General features: G+C 53.6%; 20 protein-coding genes and 1 tRNA gene. 13 read left to right on the top strand and 8 right to left on the bottom strand.

Features of this window, described 5'->3' with window-relative positions; all coding sequences use genetic code 11:
• Nucleotides 1-102: 102 nt before the first annotated feature.
• The 6 genes from ACW9JC_RS04240 to queA all read right to left on the bottom strand — a co-directional run bounded on the left by ACW9JC_RS04240 (nucleotide 103) and on the right by queA (nucleotide 6208).
• Nucleotides 103-654, bottom strand: a complete 552-nt coding sequence (locus tag ACW9JC_RS04240) for a glycine zipper 2TM domain-containing protein (protein ID WP_338584890.1) — start codon at nucleotides 652-654, stop codon at nucleotides 103-105.
• A 120-nt stretch (nucleotides 655-774) separates the two neighbouring features.
• Nucleotides 775-1689: a protein translocase subunit SecF gene (gene secF, locus ACW9JC_RS04235; protein WP_457453791.1), complete on the bottom strand. Its 915-nt coding sequence runs from the start codon at nucleotides 1687-1689 to the stop codon at nucleotides 775-777.
• Nucleotides 1690-1698: 9 nt separating this feature from the next.
• Complete coding sequence (gene secD / locus ACW9JC_RS04230) at nucleotides 1699-3567, bottom strand: protein translocase subunit SecD (protein ID WP_448106429.1); 1869 nt, start codon at nucleotides 3565-3567, stop codon at nucleotides 1699-1701.
• Nucleotides 3568-3631: 64 nt separating this feature from the next.
• Nucleotides 3632-3970: a preprotein translocase subunit YajC gene (yajC, locus tag ACW9JC_RS04225; RefSeq protein WP_016773317.1), complete on the bottom strand. Its 339-nt coding sequence runs from the start codon at nucleotides 3968-3970 to the stop codon at nucleotides 3632-3634.
• Nucleotides 3971-4013: 43 nt separating this feature from the next.
• A complete protein-coding gene (tgt, locus tag ACW9JC_RS04220; protein WP_160387208.1) occupies nucleotides 4014-5129 on the bottom strand; it encodes a tRNA guanosine(34) transglycosylase Tgt in 1116 nt (371 codons plus the stop codon).
• A gap of 14 nt (nucleotides 5130-5143) precedes the next feature.
• Nucleotides 5144-6208, bottom strand: coding sequence for a tRNA preQ1(34) S-adenosylmethionine ribosyltransferase-isomerase QueA (gene queA, locus ACW9JC_RS04215; RefSeq protein ID WP_457453789.1), 1065 nt, complete (start codon nucleotides 6206-6208; stop codon nucleotides 5144-5146).
• Between the two features lie 108 nt (nucleotides 6209-6316).
• Between queA and ACW9JC_RS04210 the strand changes: the two genes are divergently transcribed.
• The 13 genes from ACW9JC_RS04210 (at nucleotide 6317) to ACW9JC_RS04150 (ending at nucleotide 18200) form a co-directional block, all read left to right on the top strand.
• Nucleotides 6317-6401, top strand: a tRNA-Leu gene (locus tag ACW9JC_RS04210).
• 165 nt (nucleotides 6402-6566) lie between these two features.
• Nucleotides 6567-7808 (top strand): tyrosine-type recombinase/integrase, encoded by a 1242-nt coding sequence (locus tag ACW9JC_RS04205; protein ID WP_457453788.1) that lies wholly within the window; start codon nucleotides 6567-6569, stop codon nucleotides 7806-7808.
• Nucleotides 7809-8053: 245 nt separating this feature from the next.
• Complete coding sequence (locus ACW9JC_RS04200; RefSeq protein ID WP_457453787.1) at nucleotides 8054-8992, top strand: hypothetical protein; 939 nt, start codon at nucleotides 8054-8056, stop codon at nucleotides 8990-8992.
• Nucleotides 8993-9074: 82 nt separating this feature from the next.
• Nucleotides 9075-9329 (top strand): helix-turn-helix transcriptional regulator, encoded by a 255-nt coding sequence (locus ACW9JC_RS04195; RefSeq protein WP_172791591.1) that lies wholly within the window; start codon nucleotides 9075-9077, stop codon nucleotides 9327-9329.
• Nucleotides 9326-9631 carry a hypothetical protein gene (locus ACW9JC_RS04190; protein ID WP_457453785.1) on the top strand — a complete coding sequence of 102 codons (306 nt, stop codon included), beginning with the start codon at nucleotides 9326-9328 and terminating at the stop codon, nucleotides 9629-9631. Before ACW9JC_RS04195 ends, ACW9JC_RS04190 begins: the two co-directional genes overlap by 4 nt.
• 531 nt (nucleotides 9632-10162) lie before the next feature.
• Nucleotides 10163-10447, top strand: a complete 285-nt coding sequence (locus ACW9JC_RS04185; RefSeq protein WP_457453784.1) for a hypothetical protein — start codon at nucleotides 10163-10165, stop codon at nucleotides 10445-10447.
• Nucleotides 10444-10716: a DUF3077 domain-containing protein gene (locus ACW9JC_RS04180; RefSeq protein WP_457453782.1), complete on the top strand. Its 273-nt coding sequence runs from the start codon at nucleotides 10444-10446 to the stop codon at nucleotides 10714-10716. Before ACW9JC_RS04185 ends, ACW9JC_RS04180 begins: the two co-directional genes overlap by 4 nt.
• On the top strand, nucleotides 10713-13619 hold the full coding sequence (locus tag ACW9JC_RS04175) for a DUF927 domain-containing protein (protein WP_457453781.1): 2907 nt from the start codon (nucleotides 10713-10715) through the stop codon (nucleotides 13617-13619). The genes ACW9JC_RS04180 and ACW9JC_RS04175 overlap by 4 nt, the downstream gene beginning before the upstream one ends.
• 93 nt (nucleotides 13620-13712) lie before the next feature.
• Nucleotides 13713-14657: a chromosome segregation protein SMC gene (locus ACW9JC_RS04170; RefSeq protein WP_457453779.1), complete on the top strand. Its 945-nt coding sequence runs from the start codon at nucleotides 13713-13715 to the stop codon at nucleotides 14655-14657.
• Nucleotides 14658-14877: 220 nt separating this feature from the next.
• Nucleotides 14878-15243, top strand: coding sequence for a histone-like nucleoid-structuring protein, MvaT/MvaU family (locus tag ACW9JC_RS04165; protein ID WP_457453777.1), 366 nt, complete (start codon nucleotides 14878-14880; stop codon nucleotides 15241-15243).
• A 344-nt stretch (nucleotides 15244-15587) separates the two neighbouring features.
• A complete protein-coding gene (locus ACW9JC_RS04160) occupies nucleotides 15588-16013 on the top strand; it encodes a DUF3010 family protein (protein ID WP_457453775.1) in 426 nt (141 codons plus the stop codon).
• The gene (locus tag ACW9JC_RS04155) at nucleotides 16010-17107 is read left to right on the top strand and encodes a serine/threonine protein kinase (RefSeq protein WP_457453774.1); all 1098 of its coding nucleotides are present in this window, start codon (nucleotides 16010-16012) and stop codon (nucleotides 17105-17107) included. The genes ACW9JC_RS04160 and ACW9JC_RS04155 overlap by 4 nt, the downstream gene beginning before the upstream one ends.
• A gap of 187 nt (nucleotides 17108-17294) precedes the next feature.
• Nucleotides 17295-18200, top strand: a complete 906-nt coding sequence (locus tag ACW9JC_RS04150; RefSeq protein ID WP_457453772.1) for a hypothetical protein — start codon at nucleotides 17295-17297, stop codon at nucleotides 18198-18200.
• A 336-nt stretch (nucleotides 18201-18536) separates the two neighbouring features.
• On the opposite strand, the gene ACW9JC_RS04145 is transcribed toward ACW9JC_RS04150, so the two are convergent.
• Entirely contained in the window at nucleotides 18537-19430 is an 894-nt protein-coding gene (locus tag ACW9JC_RS04145) for a hypothetical protein (RefSeq protein WP_457453770.1), read from the bottom strand.
• A 228-nt stretch (nucleotides 19431-19658) separates the two neighbouring features.
• The gene (locus ACW9JC_RS04140) at nucleotides 19659-20747 is read right to left on the bottom strand and encodes a DUF6575 domain-containing protein (RefSeq protein ID WP_457453769.1); all 1089 of its coding nucleotides are present in this window, start codon (nucleotides 20745-20747) and stop codon (nucleotides 19659-19661) included.
• Nucleotides 20748-21540 lie beyond the last annotated feature (793 nt).

Raw genomic sequence — 21540 nt, 5'->3', positions numbered from 1 at the left:
ATCGCAGCCTTCGGCAGCTCCTAAAGGGAAATCAGTCATCGCTGACAAAGTTGCGGGCACAAAAAAGCACCCCGCAGGGTGCTTCTTTTTTAGCTGAGCTACTTACTGAGCGGGCTCATTCTGAGACAGGATCAACTTGCCTTCCTTATCCACCGGAATCTGGTTGCCGGGATCACGATCCATGCGCACTTTGCCTTCCTTGCCATCCAGCGAATACCGCACGTCGTAACCGACAACCTTGTCACTGATGTCATTCACCGTATTACAACGGGTCTGGGTCGTGGTGTAGGTGTCACGCTCTTGCATGCCTTCCTGCACCTTGTTACCTGCATAACCGCCGCCGACCGCGCCTGCCACCGTGGCAATCTTCTTGCCGGTGCCGCCGCCGATCTGGTTACCCAGCAGACCACCAGCCAGTGCACCAACCACGGTACCGGCGATCTGGTGTTGATCTTTCACCGGCGCTTGCCGGGTGACCGTGACGTCCTTGCACACTTCACGTGGAGTCTTGATTTGTGTCTTGACCGGTTCAACGGCGAGTACTTGCGCGTACTCAGGACCGTTATTTTTAACCAGGCTGTAGGTGGCCACAGCACCCCCGGCAGTAACACCGACAGCACCCAATACCGCACCAACCAGCATCGACTTGTTCACATGAACCTCCTGACCATCACATGCGGAACATGTCCGCGCTTCTCCCAGCCTTGGAGCATAAAAAAAGGCGCGAGTTCAACTCGCGCCTTTTTCGGCTGACTACTGGAAACGCGATGGCCGTTATGGACGGTCGTCGATTTCCTTCTCGGTATTCGCCGGAGGAATCAGGTCTTCCGTGGTCAGGTTCAGCCAGATCAGGACCACGTTCGCGATGTAGATCGACGAGTAGGTACCCGCCAGAACACCGATGAACAGGGCAATGGAGAAGCCGAACAGGTTATCGCCACCGAAGAACAGCAGTGCCGCAATCGCCAGCAAAGTGGAGATCGACGTCGCCATGGTCCGCAGCAGGGTTTGCGTGGTCGAGATGTTGATGTTCTCGATCAGGCTGGCCTTGCGCAGCACACGGAAGTTCTCGCGAACCCGGTCGAATACCACGATGGTGTCGTTGAGCGAGTAACCGATGATCGCCAGTACCGCCGCCAGCACCGTCAGGTCGAAGGTGATCTGAAAGAACGACAGGATACCGATGGTCACGATCACGTCGTGGATCAGGGAAACGATCGCACCCACCGCAAACTTCCACTGAAAGCGGAAAGCCAGGTAGATCAGGATGCCGCCCAGCGCCATCAGCATGCCGAGGCCGCCCTGGTCGCGCAGTTCTTCCCCCACCTGCGGGCCGACGAACTCGACGCGCTTGACCGTCGCGGGGTTGTCGCCACCGACCTTCAGCAGCGCTTCTGCCACTTGATGACCCAACTGAGGATCCTCACCCGGCATGCGCACCAACAAATCGGTAGTCGCACCGAAGCTCTGCACAATGGCCTCGTGATAACCCGAAGTGGCCAGTTGCTCACGCACCTTGGTGACATCGGCCGGACGCTCGTAGGTCAGCTCGATGAGCGTACCGCCGGTGAAGTCCAGGCCCCAGTTCATGCCCTTGGTGGCGACGCTGAACAAAGCCAGCACCGTGAGAAACAATGTGACGCCGAACGCGAAGTTGCGAACGCCCATGAAGTTGATTGTACGTAACATGGCAGCCCCTTAAATCCACAACTTCTTGAAGTCACGACCGCCGAAGATCAGGTTGACCATCGCGCGGGTCACCATGATGGCCGTGAACATCGAGGTAAAGATCCCGAGGGACATGGTCACTGCGAAGCCCTTGACCGGGCCGGTGCCCATGGCAAAGAGGATGCCGCCGACCAGCAAGGTGGTCAGGTTGGCGTCGAGAATCGCGGTGAATGCCCGGCCGAAGCCTTCGTTGATTGCCCGTTGGATGGACATGCCGGCGGCGATCTCTTCACGAATCCGCGAGAAGATCAGCACGTTGGCGTCGACCGCCATACCCATGGTCAATACGATACCGGCGATACCCGGTAGGGTAAGCGTTGCACCCAGCAGCGACATCAGGGCCAGCAGCAGCACCATGTTCACCGCCAGCGCGACGGTAGCGATGATGCCGAAGAAGCGGTAGATGGCGATGATGAACAGCGAGACGAACAGCATGCCCCACAACGATGCGTCGATACCTTTGACAATGTTGTCGGCACCCAGGCTTGGACCAATGGTGCGCTCTTCAGCGAAGTACATCGGTGCAGCCAGACCACCGGCACGCAGCAGCAACGCCAGTTCGGACGACTCGCCCTGGCCGTTCAGGCCAGTGATACGGAACTGAGCACCCAGCGGCGACTGAATGGTCGCCAGGCTGATGATCTTCTTCTCTTCCTTGAAGGTTTGAACCGCTACGTCTTTCTCGACGCCGTTGACCATCTGCTTGGTGTAGGTGGTCACCGGGCGCTGCTCGATGAAGATCACCGCCATGCTGCGACCCACGTTCGAACGGGTCGCACGGCTCATCAGCTCGCCACCGTGGCCATCCAGACGGATGTTCACTTCTGGCGTACCGTGCTCGCCGAAGCCAGCCTTGGCGTCAGTCACCTGGTCACCGGTGATGATCAGACCACGCTCGATCAACGCAGGAGGACGCTTGCCTTCGCGGAATTCGAATTCTTCGGAAGTAGCTTTCGAAGCGCCAGGCTCGGCGGCCAGACGGAACTCAAGGTTGGCCGTCTTGCCGAGGATACGCTTGGCTTCTGCGGTGTCCTGCACGCCCGGCAGCTCAACCACGATGCGGTTGGCGCCCTGACGCTGGACGATCGGTTCGGCAACACCCAGCTCGTTGACGCGGTTACGTACCGTGGTCAAGTTCTGCTTGATGGAGTATTCACGGATTTCCGCCAGCTTGGCCGGGGTCATCGCCAGACGCAGTACCGGTTGGCCATTCAGGTCGGCCGGAACAATGTCGAAATCGTTGAAATTCTTGCGGATCAGGCTGCGGGCCTGTTCGCGGCTGTCTTCATCAGAGAAGCCCAGCTGAATGGCACCGCCCACTTGCGGCAGGCTGCGATAACGCAGTTTCTCTTTGCGCAACAGGCTCTTGACGTCGCCTTCGTAGACTTTCAGGCGTGCGTCGAGGGCTTTGTCCATGTCCACTTCCAGCAGGAAGTGCACACCACCGGACAAGTCCAGACCCAGCTTCATCGGGTGCGCAGCGAGGTTGCGCAGCCATTGCGGGGTGGTTTGCGCCAGGTTCAGCGCGACGACGTAGTCATCACCCAATGCCTTACGCACAACGTCCTTGGCTGGCAGCTGATCTTCAGCCTTGGTCAGGCGAATCAGCCCGCCCTTGCCGCCGGCAGCCAGCGTGGCAGCCTTGACGTTGATCCCGGATTCCTTGAGCGCAGCGCTCACGCGATCCAGATCAGCCTGATTGACTTGCAGCGCAGTGCTTGCACCGCTGACCTGAATGGCCGGGTCATCAGGATAAAGATTGGGAGCGGAATAAATCAGACCAATCGCCAGCACCGCCAGGATCAGAATGTATTTCCACAGAGGATATTTGTTCAGCATCACGCCGCCCGTTTATGACGCGGGGCGCCTTGCGCGCCCCGTCGATTGAATATGAAGTTGAAACTTAGATCGCTTTCAGCGTGCCTTTTGGCAGCGTGGCGGCGATGGCGCCTTTCTGGAATTTCATTTCGACGGTGTCGGAAACTTCCAGAACAACGAAATCGTCAGCCACTTTGGTGATCTTGCCAGCGATGCCGCCGGTGGTCACAACTTCGTCGCCTTTCTGCAGGCTGCTCAGCAGGTTCTTCTGCTCTTTGGCGCGCTTGGCCTGTGGACGCCAGATCATCAGGTAGAAGATGACCAGGAAACCGACCAGGAAAATCCACTCAAAACCGCCACCCATTGGGCTGGCAGCAGCAGGTGCAGCGGCGTCAGCCATGGCATTCGAGATAAAAAAGCTCATTTAGCACTCCAGTTGCAAATGTTGAATCTTGGGGTCAGAAAACTCAGTCCAAAGGCGGAACAGGTAACCCGCGTTTGGCGTAGAAGGCATCGACAAAGGCGGCCAATGTACCCTGTTGAATAGCCTCGCGCAAACCAGCCATAAGCACTTGATAATGACGCAAGTTATGGATGGTATTGAGCATGCTTCCCAGCATTTCGCCGCACTTGTCCAGGTGATGCAGATAAGCACGGGAGAAGTTCTGGCAGGTATAGCAATCGCAGGTCGGATCGAGCGGCGAATCATCATGGCGATGGAACGCGTTTCGGATCTTCAGCACGCCGGTATCGATGAACAGATGCCCATTGCGGGCATTACGGGTTGGCATCACGCAATCGAACATGTCCACACCGCGGCGCACACCCTCAACCAAGTCTTCCGGTTTGCCAACGCCCATAAGGTAACGAGGTTTGTCAGCCGGCATCATGCCCGGCAGGTAATCCAGCACCTTGATCATTTCATGCTTGGGCTCACCCACCGACAGGCCGCCGATGGCCAGGCCGTCGAAACCGATCTGGTCGAGGCCTTCCAGGGAGCGCATGCGCAGGTCCTGGTGCATGCCGCCCTGAACAATGCCGAACAGCGCCGCCGTGTTCTCGCCATGGGCTTCTTTCGAACGCTTGGCCCAACGCAGGGACAATTCCATGGAAATACGGGCGACGTCTTCGTCAGCCGGGTATGGCGTGCATTCGTCGAAAATCATCACGATGTCGGAGCCCAGGTCACGCTGGACCTGCATCGACTCTTCCGGGCCCATGAACACCTTGGCGCCGTCGACCGGGGAAGCGAAGGTCACGCCCTCCTCCTTGATCTTGCGCATGGCGCCCAGGCTGAACACCTGGAAACCGCCGGAGTCGGTCAGAATCGGGCCTTTCCACTGCATGAAATCGTGCAGATCGCCGTGCTTCTTGATCACTTCCGTGCCCGGACGCAGCCACAGGTGGAAGGTGTTGCCCAGAATGATTTCAGCGCCAGTCGCCTCGATATCCCGTGGCAGCATGCCCTTGACCGTGCCGTAGGTGCCCACCGGCATGAAGGCCGGGGTCTCGACGGTACCGCGCGGGAAGGTCAAACGACCGCGACGAGCCTTGCCATCAGTGGCCAGCAGCTCGAAAGACATACGACAGGTGCGACTCATACAGTTTCCTCGGGGCCCGATTCTTTAGGGGCAGTCGGCGCAGGATTACGCGTGATGAACATCGCATCACCGTAGCTGAAAAAGCGGTATCCGTTGTCGACCGCGGCCTTATAGGCAGCCATGGTTTCGGGATAACCGGCGAACGCCGAAACCAGCATCAACAGCGTGGATTCGGGCAAATGGAAGTTGGTGACCAGGGCATCGACCACATGAAACGGTCGGCCAGGGTAGATGAAAATGTCTGTATCGCCGCTGAACGGCTTGAGCATGCCATCGCGGGCGGCGCTTTCCAGAGAACGCACGCTGGTGGTCCCCACCGCCACCACGCGACCACCGCGAGCGCGGCAGGCAGCCACGGCATCGACCACGTCCTGGCCGACTTCCAGCCATTCAGTGTGCATGTGGTGGTCTTCGAGCTTCTCCACGCGCACCGGCTGGAAGGTACCAGCGCCGACGTGCAGGGTCACGAACGCGGTCTCGACGCCCTTGGCGGCAATCGCCTCCATCAACACCTGATCGAAATGCAGCCCCGCCGTCGGCGCCGCCACCGCGCCCAAACGCTCGGCGTAGACGGTCTGGTAACGCTCGCGGTCGGCGCCTTCGTCCGGGCGGTCTATATAAGGAGGCAGCGGCATGTGCCCGACACGGTCGAGCAGCGGCAACACCTCCTCGGCAAACCCCAGCTCGAACAACGCATCGTGCCGCGCCAGCATCTCGGCCTCGCCACCGCCGTCGATGAGGATCTTCGACCCAGGCTTCGGCGACTTGCTGGAACGCACATGGGCCAGCACGCGATGACTGTCGAGCACCCGCTCCACCAGGATTTCCAGCTTGCCGCCGGAAGCCTTCTGGCCAAACAGCCGCGCCGGAATCACCCGGGTATTGTTGAACACCATCAAGTCGCCGGGGCGCAAATGCTCCAGCAAATCAGTGAATTGACGGTGTGCCAGAGCGCCGCTGACCCCATCAAGGGTCAACAGGCGACTATTGCGCCGCTCGGCCAGCGGATGGCGGGCGATCAGCGAATCAGGGAGCTCAAAAGTAAAGTCAGCAACGCGCATGATGGGATGTCGTCTAGCAGGGCCGGGAAGTCTAGCGGAAATATCAAAATTTCTCCATGTACCTGATTGACCAGCGGTTATCTCATCTCTATACTTCGCCGCCATTGAGCCCTGATGGCGGAATTGGTAGACGCGGCGGATTCAAAATCCGTTTTCGAAAGGAGTGGGAGTTCGAGTCTCCCTCGGGGCACCATATAGCAGTATCTGAAAGTCTCTACCAGACTCTCAGACCCAGAGAAACCGGCCACTTGAGCCGGTTTTTTTGTGTCTGGCTATCTACCTCTGTATCCCCTTATCCGTTGTATCCCTGTATCCCTGCTTGTATCCTGAGAAAAATACCGAACTTTGGGATACAAGGATGAAGCGCGCAGACATCAAGCGCCGCCCTTTCGCAGATACGACACTTGCGGGGCTGGAGCCGGAATCAAAGGAATACCGTGAAATGGACGGAAACGGCCTCTACTTCAGGGTCAAACCTGATGGCGGTAAATCCTGGCAGCTCCGCTACAAACGTCCGGCGGGCAATTGGGCTTGGATGGGGCTCGGGGGCTACCCGGAAGTAAGCGGTGCATTGGCACGGGACAAAGCTGCCGAACTACGCAAGGTAGTTAGCAGCGGCGCCGATCCTCTCGAACAGAAACGCTCCGCCAAAGCTGCCATTGACGCTGCCAGGACTCGGACCTTCCGAGCTGCTGCTGAAGCTTGGCTCAAGGCCAAAGAAGAAAAGGGCCTCGCTCCCTCCACTCTTAACAAAATCCGCACTTACCTCGACAAGGACATCCTCCCGGCATTGGGAGATAAGCCCCTCGACGAAATCACCCGTACCGACTGCGCAGAACTCCAGGCATCCCTCGAAGCCCGAAACGCACACAACGTGGCGGAAAAGTGCCGCACCTGGATCAATCAAATCTTCGGCCGAGCCATCGGCTTAGGGCTCACCGAAAACGATCCGGGTAGCCGCCTGCGTGACATTGCAGCACAAGCTCCTAAGACTCAGCAGCATCCACATTTGCTGGAGCCTGAGCTGGCTGAATTCCTCCAAGCGCTTAGAAACACACCGAGCAGACTGACAGCCCGCACTGCTGCATGGCTTTGTGTCTGGACAGCATCAAGACCCGGCATGGTTCGATTGGCTGAATGGAAAGAATTCGACCTTGAAAAATCCATTTGGACTACACCTGCCGCCAAGATGAAGATGCGCCGGGATTTTGTTTGCCCCCTTCCCCACCAAGCCGTTGCGGCACTGAAAGAGCTGTATTGCTTAACCGGCCGCAGCCGCTGGCTCTTCCCAGGAGTGGGAGCAAAAAACCCGACCATCAGTGAAAACACAATCAACAAGGTCTTCGCCACCATAGGCTACAAAGGTCGTCTCGTTGGACACGGGACTCGCCACACAGCGAGCACATTGCTTCGAGAACATGGCTGGCCTAAAGAACACGTTGAGGCGCAGCTTGCCCACAAAGAGGAAGGTATTTCAGGGGTGTATAACAAGGCTCAGTACCTAGAACAGCGTGTAGTGATGATGCAGTGGTATGCCGACCACCTTGAGCAAATGGCAGCGGGTAATGTGGTGCAGGGACAGTCTGGGAAGGCGGTATGAGCGCACGTAATCGCCTCCCCTCAAAAATCGGTGCAACGCGTGTTACAGGTGTAACTCAGCCATCTAACTCACTGATAATAAAGAATTATTTATCTGTCACACGTTGTTTTCACCTCGAATACCTCAAGTGTAACGACACGAAGTCGTGTAACAGAAATATCCCCGAGTCCTTCCTGTCGGCAGCGGCTTTATCCAATCCACGACGCTGGAACAGCGCGCCTGTCTCGGGGCGAGGGGCGGCCTAAATGGATATCGAGCTAGGTATTGAACCTGAAGAGCTAGAAATCGCAGGGACCGACGTGAAGTGTCTGATTTGGGACATGGATGACGCCGAACTAGCAGTGCGTGAGTTAGCGTTGTATCCCCACTTCCACGAGCATTTCCGAGAAGCTTTCGACCTCATCGGCGTAGCAACTTCGTTCTGGCTTGAGGATGGCTCCTACGCGACCAGTGCAGAATCAGTCACAAGAACCTTGTTTCGACTCCGGGATGCCATCGGTGAACGTGCAAGCTCTGCGGAAGCAGCTTCATTGCCTAACGTCATTCGAGGCTTTCTCGGGGTCGATCATCCAGCTACAGATTCACAACTCGCTGCAGCTTTTGCCCTGGTACTCTGCGTACAGGCTGTGGAAATACTTTCAAATTGGCTCTTCGAGCTCGAGGTCGCGACCTACGATATAGACGCGGATCTGATAGAGGGGCTAAGAAAGGACTCACCCCGCCAGTACGCGGCTCTTATCGATAAGGAACGAGATCGCCGCGCCGGCTTTGAAATAGAAGCGAGAGAGCAGTTTGCAGTCTTGAAAGGTGAGGCTAATCAGACATTGTTGATGGCAAGCCTCTATCGCCAGGTGGAGAGCATCGATGTATCCAAAAATGGCTTCAACACATCGAGTCTGATGCTTCGACTACTTGACGAAGCCTTCTCAGCGAAGGCATCTAAACGCGGGCAAGAGGCTGGCAAAGGTAATCAAGAGGCAGGCTCTAAAACACAAATAGAAACGATGGATCGGCGCTCAAACATAAAGGCAGCCGCAGAGCAAATTATTGCAGGCCGGCGAATCGAGAAACGAAACCTGACAGATGCAGAGCTAACTAACCTGCTGTTCGACCAGGCCGTTCACGGCACCAAGAAAACCATCCGCGATCATTTGACCGCTCTAGGTCTTCGACCACTCAAATAAAAAAGGGAACGGACACAGTCCGTTCCCCTCCCTCTCCGTAGCGTATGGCCTGTCGTCTCAATAAACGCAGGTTTGGATCGCTATGACTACCGCAATAAAACACCTTGCTTCACACGACCCCGCCACGACTCTCATCCGTATGCCCGAGGTGGTATCAATCGTTGGGCTTGCCCGCCCGACCATCTACAAGCTCATGCGCCAACCTGAGAGCGGATTTCCACTCCCAGTGAAGCTAAGTAACAGCAACGCCCGAAGTGCGCCAGTCGCGTGGGTGCTCGGAGAGATTCAAGCATGGACTCGCGCGCGCATCGCTGCACGTGATCGGGTGGCAGCATGAGAAAAAGACCTATCACTACGGCAGTGTTGCAACCCTTCTCAATTCTGCGCCAAGTCGGTTTTACGCCGCGTTACATGCAACGCCTTGAGCGTTATCGCAGCCGGCAGGAAAAACAAAGTCGCGTCGTTGGTGTGCTCAGTTGGCCTGACGGCACCTGGTGCGCCATTACCTTCCACACCGAAAAATTCAATGCAGTGACTGTCGACGAAGGCCAGCAAGCAGCCGCCTACGAAGATGCTCGCGCCATGATCGATGGTGACTTCCTGCCCCTGCTTTCCCTGCGCTGGGAAGTTCATGCCTGAAATGAAAACGCCCCCGGGAGCGATCCGGAGGCGTTGAGGTAAATCTACATGCCAGAACAATTTATGCCGCACGTGAAAATTTCGCAAGTTATACGCACGGTTGCACTTTCGAAAAGCGGGCGTTACTCTCTGATTGTCGCTGCAAACTCAGCGATTGGGCTTGGCGGCCCAAACAGTACAAGGCGCAACAGCGCCCCCATTACGATTGCAGGCGCTTTTTTTGTGCCCGCATTCCTGTGTTATGGCGGGTTGCGTAGGAGCACCCTCGGGTGCGCCGGTCTCCTTGTACGCCGGTCCGCCAATCCTGCGCAATCCGTCACCCTAATCTGCTTGGCGGCAGACGGTGACGGTTCCTCAGTACAAGGAGCCTCACATGCAACACGCCCTCAATCCGTCCAAAATTCGCGCCGCTGCCCATCGTGCAATGGCTCTAGCCGCTTTACACGCCGACTCCAGCCTTGCAACACGTCTCACCCGATACAACGCCCATATGGCCAAAGCCCGCGCTCTCGAAGCCGCAGGCGGTGCCCAATGAACAATGCACTGAGTTTCTCGCTGCCTGAAGACCTGCTTTGCGTGAATCCGACCGCAGAAGCCGGTGTGCCCATCGACGCCATAACTTGCGCCATTGCTCGCGCCGACTCGGTGCTGACGCTGCTTGAAGAGCACTTCGAAAACGACTCCTCGCGCCTCGCTAACCACGTCATCGCGGCCGTCCTCTGGGACGTGCGCGGCACCCTTGGTTTGATTAAAACGCTGACCTTGCACGGCGACTCCACCTCGACGCCTGCTGTGCAGAAAGGCGGTGCGCTATGACCAACTCCACCACGCTCGGTCACGCCACATTTACTCGCGTGAACGCCACCGACTTGAAGTTTTTCCGGGTTAATGCCGGAGTGCCGGTCGAGGATGCACTGGAGATGGTTTCCCTGCTGCAGCATCATGCCAACCAACTCAACTTCGACGCCGCCATGAGCGACAGCGGTGAGCGTTTCAGTTGGCCTGCCCTGTACCTTGGCGAGATGGCCAAAGCGCTGATCGATGACATCAACGACGCGCTGTTTCTGCCGAGGGCTGACACATGAGCCAGCGCCCGAACAGCACCACAAAACGTCCAAGCTTCGCCGACGTAAAAACCGCCGCGCTGAAAGACATTGATCGTGTCCTGTCGCACTGGCTGCCCAACGGTAAGCGCGTGGATGGCGGCAAGGAATACACCGCTCCAAATCCGACCCGCAGCGATAAGCGCCCCGGTTCACTCAAGATCAGCTTGAGCAAAGGCACTTGGTCCGACTTTGCCACCGGCGACAAGGGTGGCGACCTGATTGATCTGGTGCGCTATCTAGACGGAAGCACCGACGTCGAGGCCTGCAACAAACTGGCAGGATTGCTCAACGTATCGCCCGGCGCCGCCCAGGCGAAGACAGCGCCTGCCAAGAGAAAAGCACCTGAGTGGATTGCCATTCAGCCGATCCAGGCCGAGGCCATGAACAAGTGCCCAACCAAACATCGGCAGCACGGTGCACCGTCCAAGGTGTGGATCTACCGTGATGCGCAAGGCCAGCCGCTCATGGCGCTCTACCGCTTCGAGCTCACGCCCGATGAGGACGGCAAGCCGAAAAAGGTCTTTGCACCACTTACATGGTGCGAGCGCGCCGATGGCCAAACCAAACAATGGCGTTGGCAGGGGCTACCCGATCCACGTCCGCTGTTGCGCCTTGATAAACTGGCTCAGCGCAGTGACGCACCGGTCGTTCTGTGCGAAGGCGAGAAAGCTGCCGACGCTGCCGCCGAACTGCTGCTCAACCACGTGGCCACCTGCTGGCCGAACGGGTCCAACTCTTGGCACAAAGCCGATCTGACACCGCTGAAAGGACGGGATGTGCTGTTGTGGCCTGACAACGACGACAGCGGCAAAGCCTGCATGAAAGCCGTCGCCGAGAAGCTGCGCGAAATCGGCGCAGCCTCGGTCCGCTTCATCGCGCTGGACTCGTTCAAACACAAGCCCACGCTGAAGAATGGCCGCGCCGCTTTCGCCAAAGGTGGTCAATGGGATGACGGTGATGACGCTGCTGAGGCTCTCACCAAAAATTGGACAGCCGCGCATTTCGCCGAGCTGGAGGCGAGCGGCGCGTTGTACGATTTGGTCGGGGAAAAGCCAGCAGCGGAGCAGCCAGAAACCAAGCCGGAAGCGAAGACGAAACCAGGAGCCAAGCGCCCGACTAAATCGAAAAACGATCTGATGCCCGGCGGCTTTCGGCTTACGTCCGAAGGAGTGTTTTACGCCGGTGACGACGGTGAGGCGCGTCCGGTGTGCTCGCCACTGGAGATTCTCGCCCGTACTCGCGACGACAAAGGTCAGAACTGGGGATTGTTGGTTGAGTTCGACGATCCCGACGGTGCTAAAAAACGCTGGAACATTCCGGCGCGCACTATGACCGGTGACTTCGGCAAGGATGTGCTCGGTCCGCTGGTGGATATGGGGCTTCGTCTCGCAGGAAGTCGGTCAGGGCGCAATGCACGTAATGACCTGCAGAGTTATCTTGGCGGCTTCGACAGCGCCCATCGGGCACGACTGGTCACGCGCTTGGGTTGGCATGACACTGCCTTTCTACTACCCGAGCAGCAGGTGGGCGCGCACTGCGAACACTTGCACTTCTACGAGGCCGGCTCGCAACTTCCGCCGATCAGCGAAGCGGGCACGCTTGAGCAATGGCAGGAACAGATCGGCGCGCTGTGCATCGGTAATCACCGTTTGGCGTTTGTCGTCGGTGTGGCCTTCGCGGGGCCGCTGCTGCACATGCTTGGCCATGAGTCGGGCGGGTTTCACTTGTACGGCGACAGTTCCGGCGGCAAGACCACGCATTTGCAAGTCGCCGCCTCGATCTATGGCGGGCCGCGTCTGGTGCGCTCCTGGCGCTCGACCGACAACGCGCTCGAATCCATCGCCGCCGCGCATTCCGATGGCCTCCTGGTACTGGATGAGATCGGCATGTGCGACCCGCGCATCATCGGCGAGACGGTGTACATGCTCGGCAACGGCACCGGCAAGGCACGCGCCAACGATCGAGGCCAAGCAGGCCGTCAGGTACAGGAGTGGCGTCTGCTGTTTCTCTCCACCGGCGAGAAGACGCTGGCCCAGCATATGGCCGAGGCCAACAAGGAACTGAAAGCGGGCATGGAAGTGCGCATGCTTGCCGTCCCGGCCGATGCCAGCAAAGGCCTTGGCATGTTCGACACACTCAACGGTTTCGATGATGCCGCCGCCCTGTCCGACGCGCTCAAAGCTCGCGTAGCGAAGTACTACGGCACACCACTCACTGCCTTCCTGACGGCGCTATGTGAACCCGGTAAGCGTCACGGATGGTCCGCCATACTGCGCCGCACGTTGGAAGGTTTTATCGCCCAGTCGTTACCGGCGTCGGCCAGCGGACAGGCACACCGTGCCGCTGCTCGCTTCGGGCTCGCCGCCGCAGCGGGTGAGCTGGCCACCGCGATGGGGATCACCGGTTGGCCCGACGGAACCGCCACCACCGCTGCTCGCGTGTGTCTCAACGCATGGATGAACGAGCGTGGCGGCGCCGGAAACTTCGAGGGAGATGCAATCGTGGCGCGACTGAGGCAGATCATCGAACGCTTCGGCGAAAGCCGCTTCACCCGCTGGGAGTCAGCAGCGGCAAAAATCGATGAACACGGTCCGCGCACCATCGACCGCCTCGGCTTTCGTAAAACGCTGGAGCACGGTTTGGGCGACGCCCTTCACACCACCAATACCTACTACGTGCTTCCCGAGCTATGGCGCTCGGAAATCTTCCGAGGCATGAACATCAACGCGGTTAACAAGGAACTGCTCCAGCGCGGTGTTCTGGAACCCGGGAAGGACGGTAAGGCGTCGAGTCTGATCCGGTTACCCGGTCTCGGCACGCAACGTTGCTACATCGTAAAGACGATTCCGGGAGTGGATGAGAGCGAGGCTCGGGCTGCCTGAGGGCATCTTTGCTGATCGAGGAAGCGCCGGCTTAATCCCGGCCTCGCCAGCCACTCAACCAAACCAGAATCGAATTGAACAGAGACTAACCACATGAACGAGATTCAAGACCTGAAAGACCACCGCGACCAACTGCTGAGCGAGGCCGATCAACTGCATGCCGAACTATTGCCCCTTGAGGACGTGTTGGAAAGTGAGGAAACCATCGAGCCGACTCAGGAGCGCGAACTACGCGACAAGTACAACGAGCTGAAACGGAATTTCGATTCGCGCAAAAACAATGCCGACATTTTGGATAGGAAGATCAGTCGCCGTGAGAACCTTGCCAACTGCAACTCCCTGATGGCGGGTTACATCGAAGCAATGGATAACTGGACCGCTGATGAGCAGGAACTGAGGGAGAAGCGCCAGAGCCTCAGCACCCGCCTGGAGCAAATTCAGCAGCAGGCGAAAGAGGATATGGCGAAAGCTCGTCAGGCAGAATCGGACGCCGCCACGGCGTACGCGCAGGCAGTCGCGTGGGGCGATACTGAAGGCGAGAAGACCGCCAACACCGATGCGCAAAAGGCTGCGAAGAACCTCACGGTGGCCACCGAACACAATCGTCGCCAACACCTGATCATGACGGCTTTGGAACAGGAGCTGGTCACCGTAGATAAATACATCGCAGAAGCACGGATAAAGCATAAAGGGATAGAGCGCAACGCCCTGTTGCTATCGCAGACGGTACTCGAAGAGAAATGGAACGAGGCCGCTAAAGCGTTGTTCGAGGCCGGCGGAAAGCTGTGGGCGAATTACAACCTGCTTGGCCGTGACCAGATTGGACTTATGAAGCTTGCCGTTCCAGAGCAAGGTGAGAACTTTGGGAAGTGGACGTGGGAAGAGCTATCAGATCGCGCGCGCCAATATCGCGCTCGGGACTTAATCCAGCTCGACACCCTGCCAGTGCAGCAGCAGTCCGAAGATATGAGCAATCTCGAACAACGTAAGGATGAACCTAATGAACAAGCCAATACAGAACAGCGCCAGTTGGTCTGACACGCTCAAAACGCGGAAGGCCCATCTCAATGCCCTGCTGAAGACCATCAACGCAGGGCCGGGCAAATCCAGTCCAATACAAAAGCTGACGATTAACGCGATTAAATCGGAAATGATGCACATTGAAAGCCAACTGAACCGCCGAAAATAGCGCTGAACTTATAACCGGCTCATTTTATCTTAATAATTACGCACGACCACTCCGAACAAGGGAAAGACAATGTCCAAACTCGCAGAGTACCACCAGCTGGAAAAACACCTCGCTGAGCAGCTCCAGGCACTGGAAGCGATGAAAGGTGATGATGGACTGAAGAAAGAAATCGAGTTCGAAACCAAGCTTCGCAAGCTGCTCGAACACTATGGGTTTAGCCTGAAGCACATCATCAACATTCTAGAGCCGCAAACCACGGTGCGGCGTCCAGCCGCCGCACCGGCCGACAGCAAACGCAAACCACGCCAACTCAAAACCTATAAAAACCCTAACACCGGTGAAGTCATCGCGACAAAGGGCGGAAATCACAAAGCCTTGAAAGAGTGGAAAGCGAAACACGGTGCCAACGTCGTCGAAGGATGGTTGAAGAAGTAAAAACAGCTTCACCTGAAAAAGGGCCCAGACGGGCCCTTTTTGCTGCTGGCCCTTAACCCACAAAAATCACCGGTAAGCTCATAGCCACATGACGAAAGACCTGCGCAGTCGTGTGTTTCCACAGCATAGGTTTGCTTTCGGCCAAAAGCAGCCATGCAAAGCATCTACTACTCGGCAGGGGCGCTTCATCTGCTTGTCATTACCTCTCATATTGGCCGGCAGAGAGGCGTCGGGAAACGCGTGATAGCTACTAGGTAGGCAAACATGGACGAGCCGATGGCCACATGCTAGCTTTGTTAATTTTTACGACCATGAAAAGTTTCATAAAGATATAAAGGGACGTTATGGACAAGTTATGTGGGGTAGAATTATCAGGCTCTGAAGCAGTAATTGTGCTGCTGGAAAAAGTTAATGATGGCTATGTATTTCTTAGTAATGATTCACAGAAAGTTAAGCTCGGTGATGACGAATCCAGTGACGACATAAAGTCATTCTTTGAGACATTTCAGAATTTTGCAAGACAACACGACGTAGAGCTAGTAGTTATAAAAAAGCGTCCTCAAAAAGGAAAAATGGCTGCTGGTGCGGTATCCTTCAAAATGGAATCACTTATCCAGCTTAATGGAGTTGCGGAGGTAACATTTGTAACCGGTCAAGGGATGTCTGCATCTGAAAAAAAGGTTCCTTTTAACCTGCCTGCCGGTCTTAGAAAATATCAGGAAGACGCCTTCAAAGCGGCTGCTTTTTACATTCGGAAGCAGGGGCTATGACAGGGATACTAATTGACACCGTCGGTGCCCCTCGGCAAATAAAGGACCAACTTAGAATTTTGAGTAAAGACATAATATTCACTAGGGAGGGAAATAAAGGGGCGAATGGTTATTTGTTTTTTGGCCAGAATCGGATTTTGAATAACGAAGTAGCTGTCAAGTTTTACTACTGGGGAGGAAACGTCAAGTATCATGCTGAACCCAGTACTTTGGCGTTGATTGAAGCCCCAAATATTTTGCCAGTAAAGAGTGCAGGCCTTCTTGACGGGGAATGGGCATACTTTGTAACACCTCGCTTGGATGGCGATCTTGACGATGTGTTAGAAAAGACTGAGCACAGCAATCTTCGAGCTGTTGAGCGTATCAGGCAAGTTTTGTGTGGTGTTGTTCACTTACACCAGCGTCGCTACCTACACAGAGATTTGAAACCATCTAACATTTACGTGGGTGATGATGGTAGGTCGATCATCGGTGACTTTGGATCAATTAAATACATCCCTGAAGATCTGGATTCAATACCTGCTTCAAGCCATGCTGTTCTATACAGACCACCGGAATCTCTTGAGGCAGGATCTTACGGGTTCGCTGGTGATCTGTATCAGTGCGGAGTGATGCTCTATCAACTTTTGGGCGGCTATCTGCCTTATGAAGAAATGGCTTGGTTAAGCCAAAGACAAAGGCGTGAACATGATTTGCTTCCGTCGAGAGCTGATCAAGCGCTGTTTGTTGATAGGTGCATAAAAGAGCGGATTCAGCGTGGAAAGATTCTTGATCTCTCAACGCTTCCCCCCTGGGTTCCAGATATCCTTAAGAGAACAATAAGAAAAGCGACCCATGTAGACTCAAAGAAACGGTTTGCTTCTGCTTCTGCTTTTCACACTCACCTTAACAATATTAAGAGTAGTATCCCGGATTGGTCGGTAATCGAAGGGCGCCCTGTGTTGGTCACTCCTACCATTTCTTATAGAATCCTCGAAAAAGATAATATTCTTTATGTGCAAAAATCAAAAAATGGCGGTGATTGGAGACGGGATAATTCGATTGCTGGCACTAGCCTTGCTGACATTGTTCATGAAATTGAGGAGAAAATCTAGCGATACGCTCGCCCCGTTGGACTTCCCCTTTGGGTCAATTCCACCGAGCAGACGATACAAGCTGGCCTTTATTCCCTACAGCAAAAAGAAGGCTGATTTATTTAAGGAAAATACATCAGTTCCCTTTTTTATTTAAAGTAGAAAATCCGAATAAAAGATTCAAGAGAGAATTATGGATTGTACTAGAATGTATGATGAGGTTTTTAACGGTATTACTCTTGACGAAATACGCAGACGTATTGCAGTGTTTCAAGCATCCTCTGGGTCTTGGGGAGAGCGTGAGACTCATGCATGGATACTGGATCTAGCTATAGGGCAGGCGGGAATTGCAAGAACGCCGCGAATTCCTATATCACGAAGGAGCTACCCAAAAGATACAAACTTCATCAGGGCTCGGAACTTAAAAGACGAACCTACAGAAAAAGCATTCTTTATCTCTGATATGTGGGAAGCACCTCCAATAGCTATAAAGGCAGGGAGATTCAATGCTTCGGGCGAGCAGTTTTTGTATGTCACTGAGGGGCAAACGGAAGCGCCAAAGCTTGAAGTAGACGTAAAAGACGGTGACCCCTATCTTCTAATATTCTACAAGTCTACCGATGATGTGGAGCTAGTGGAAATCGGCTGGCCGAGTGAGAGCATTCCCGATTATTTTGGCAAGCACGCCGATAAAGCAAAAGAAATTCTTGATTTTATAAATAATAGTTTTCGCGAAGATGAAATTTATACAATTAGCAATATAATTGCAAAAGAAGTTCACTTGGGTGGATTTGATGGATGGTGCTATCCCTCCGTTAAGTTGGATGGGGCTATTAACGTTTGCTTCAATCTTTCCGCTAAAAGCAAGCTGGATTTCTCTGGCGCGTTTGCTGCACGAGATTATGGAGCTCAATGTCAAGCACTTGCTGTATTTGTTGATGGCTATGCAGGTCTAGCTACATTTAGTGACTGGAGTGGAGTCAACTCACTAGCGCAGAAATATTATTACGATATTTGGTCTGATTACGGGCGGACTGGTAAACTATCTGATCTTAAGGATAGTAATAAATCAACAGACACAGAAATCATATATATCCTAAAACCAGCCTCGTGACATCGATTCTGGGCAATTGTAAATTCAAAGCGGCGCTTCGGCAACAGTCTGCTGAATCGCCCCATATTTATCAACTCGCGAGAACGTCTACTTCTGGCCCAGGCTGTGTAAAACGCAGGCACCGTATTAAAGTCAGCGTTTCTACGTAAAATCTGGCAGTCCTTAGTTAACTAGCAGACCTGAAATTCGTGTAGGAACGAGATTTTCGTTCTGGTTCTGAATCTCAACTCTGCGCTAAAACGTTTTCACACAGCCTCGGCCGGAAGCGATCGATCATCAGCGGGGACTTTCGGACCAAAGCGTCATTCCGTCTATGGACGAAACCAGGGAGAACTATTATGCCCTTATGACATTGGATAGATATTGGGCAACAGAGTCTATCTGATATCCCTCATCGTTTTCTTGTTCTCCCCAAGCACACTCCACATCCTCCATCAACTTATCGTTAATAAACCATGATATGGGAATGGGCGACCCTGTCTTCAAGTAGTATGCTAACAACCTGTAATCACCGCGATCTTTGTGCGATAGCGATGAAGGGCCTTCACGTTGCACAACTGACCAGAATAGCTCATCTACTTCAGGCATATACTCCGAGGCTATATCAAGCCCATCCCCGAGCACTTCTTTCCATGCATAGTAAGTTAGATAAGATTGCATATCAGCCATTTGCATGCATACAGGCAAAACATTGCTTAGTCGAGAATGAAGCGCCGTAACATCCAAGGCAGTATCCCCATGAATGACATCACCAGAAATTGGAAGATGATAGCTATACAACTCACGACAAAATCGCAACTCATCAAGTAAAGATACAATCTCTCGCGCATAAAGATCTTGACGCACATAGTAGTTATCAATATCCCTAGCCAATGCGCTATGGGAAATTGATCTAACCTTTTCCAAACTAAAATCAGCGTTCAATAGCATATTTGCCGACAGAGCACTGAATAACGAATAGTAGCATGCGTAGAATGAAAGATTTTTCATCCCCTGCACTTGAAGGACTTGTGACTGTGTGAAGTAGAGTGCGGCCAACGATATTTTTTTTGATGCCAAGTAATGGCGTGCTATCCATTCTACCCCAACGAATACGTCGTGATTTCCAAAAATCTTCTTCAGCTTCTCGTGCTGAACTCCCGAAAACCGCCCCAGCTTTTCTCTAGAGATATCAGTGTTTAGTGCGGAAAATTTACCATACTCATTTTCAATTCTTTTTAAAACTGACATAAATACCCATTTTAATAGCGAACTTACACTACAACCTTCGTAGTTATGGTTTGGACCGAGAATTTAGTTTGTGAATTCGTAGCACAGGAAAGAGAAAAACCAAATAACAGCTAAACTTACGTGTGAAAGCAGGAGCAAAAGCACTACTGAAAAACAAGTTAAACGTAAAAGTCTAAACTGCCATGCAGACGCCTCGTCTAACACGGCAGCTTAGTGTCAAATTCTCGGTTACTCTAATGCACCCAAGTCGGAAGCTCCAACAATGCGGGATTTACCTAAAAATAAATTACCACCCACCAAATAGGGTCGTAACTTTTTAAGTCTGCGGTAATAAGCAAGCAGAACGCGCAACTGATGTAGCGCATCGACATTTAGATAATCAAAACTGCTTCGATAATCATCCCATTTCATTAAGTCAAAAAAGAAGTCTACAAACTCTTCTAAACGGATCAGAATTTCAGGAGCAAGAGTAGCTGACATTAATCTTTCATCATCAAAGCCTGATATCTTGTTATCTTTGAAATATCTATAAACCGTCGAATAATACTGCTCTAATGCCACAAAAGAATTTTCATCAAAAATTTGATTCGCGGACGTTTCAATTCTACGAGCAAGGTTAGACAACAAATTGAGTTTGATATGCCCTGGAGAGGCAAACTGAATCTCTGATACCTTTGCCCTGTGTATAGATGGCGTTACTGAATTCAACCCTGTGAAAAGGTGGACCGCACTGAACCCCCCTGTCCAACTGCCTGCAAGTTTACTCAATGCACCATGTACCGCTGGGCGATCAAGATGTTCCAGCCCGTAGTGAAATGAATAGAGCTGCTGATATATTTTAGGGACTAGTGAAAAGTCATCTATATACAGCTCACCATCTAAGCCGAGAAAATAAGACTCTGTAATTTCCTCTGCTAACTTCTCCGCCGCCGGAGTTGCTATCTCAGGAGTCAGATACGAGTCAAACTCAGGCAAATACGCTTCTGGTAATTTGTCCCAACTTGTACGAAGAAAAGCACTGCGTTTTGCGGAAACACCAGTATGAAATACAACTACCCACTCAGAGTCTATATATATATCTCTAAGTGTTATCTGTTGCTCCAAGTAATCTCGAAGAGATTTTCGGCCCACAGGTATTATGCACCAACGATTACGAGTCGCATTGCAATCGAGCCAAGCGTACAACAAATCATCGCCCGACTCGCTTTTATAAAGACTTAATAATGGCCCCTCAAATTCAATCAAATCAGCATTCCACTGATGCTTAGATAGAGTTCGAGCATCTATTTTTTCACCTTCAATACGGAGAAAGCTCATGGGATTGCTCGCACCGTCGAGACGTTATTATAAACGTTACCCGTCGCGTAGGGGTGAAAGTCAAAATGGCCATAGCGATCCGCCGTGGTACAGGCTCCGTCATTGGGGGTAATTAACAAATTTGCTACGTGCCCACCAAACACCTTACGTGCCATGCGAAAGCTTTTTTGAACGCTTTGGAAAGCACTGACACTTTGGGCATACGACATATGCATAGATAGCCCCCAGCAAGAGCACTTCTCGACTGGATCAGTGGCCCGAAGAAAGCGCGGAGGGTTTCGAACGGCCACTGGAGCAAAACACTGCGTACTAACGGGATTTGCCACCCACCGCCATGCATCTCGTTGAATCGGAGATGTTCCTGCTGGCGGACATTGATATCCATTCGCGGATAGCAGAGCTAGCTGGGCGCTATAGGTATAAGACATAAAATCCCTTTTTATGGTTCGGCGGCCGGAATCGAAGGCATTGCGCCATCATTTCATACCCGTGACATTTCCGAAACTAACGCTGCCTTCATATCTTCCGCCCCCGACGAATGGCAAGCGAAAGGTCACCTCAATTCGAGTCGTAACTCTACAGAATACTGCTATTGATTGAGGATGGGCTTTATCTGGATCCCCTGGATTTCCTAGACCTTATCCAAGCTCGCCCCCTTAATGTTTTCAAATTCTAGCATTGAATGTATTGCCTCAAATTTGTCTAATTTAAATGACTGCTTTGGCCGTTAGCAGACCTAGGTGCACCGTTCTGTATGATTCAGCAGGCGAGTTGGAAACGTTACACCTTTCGT

Source organism: Pseudomonas sp. SDO5591_S426 (assembly GCF_054070755.1).
Note: the sequence above shows the minus strand (reverse complement) of the source record. Positions and strands in the feature narration are given on the sequence as shown.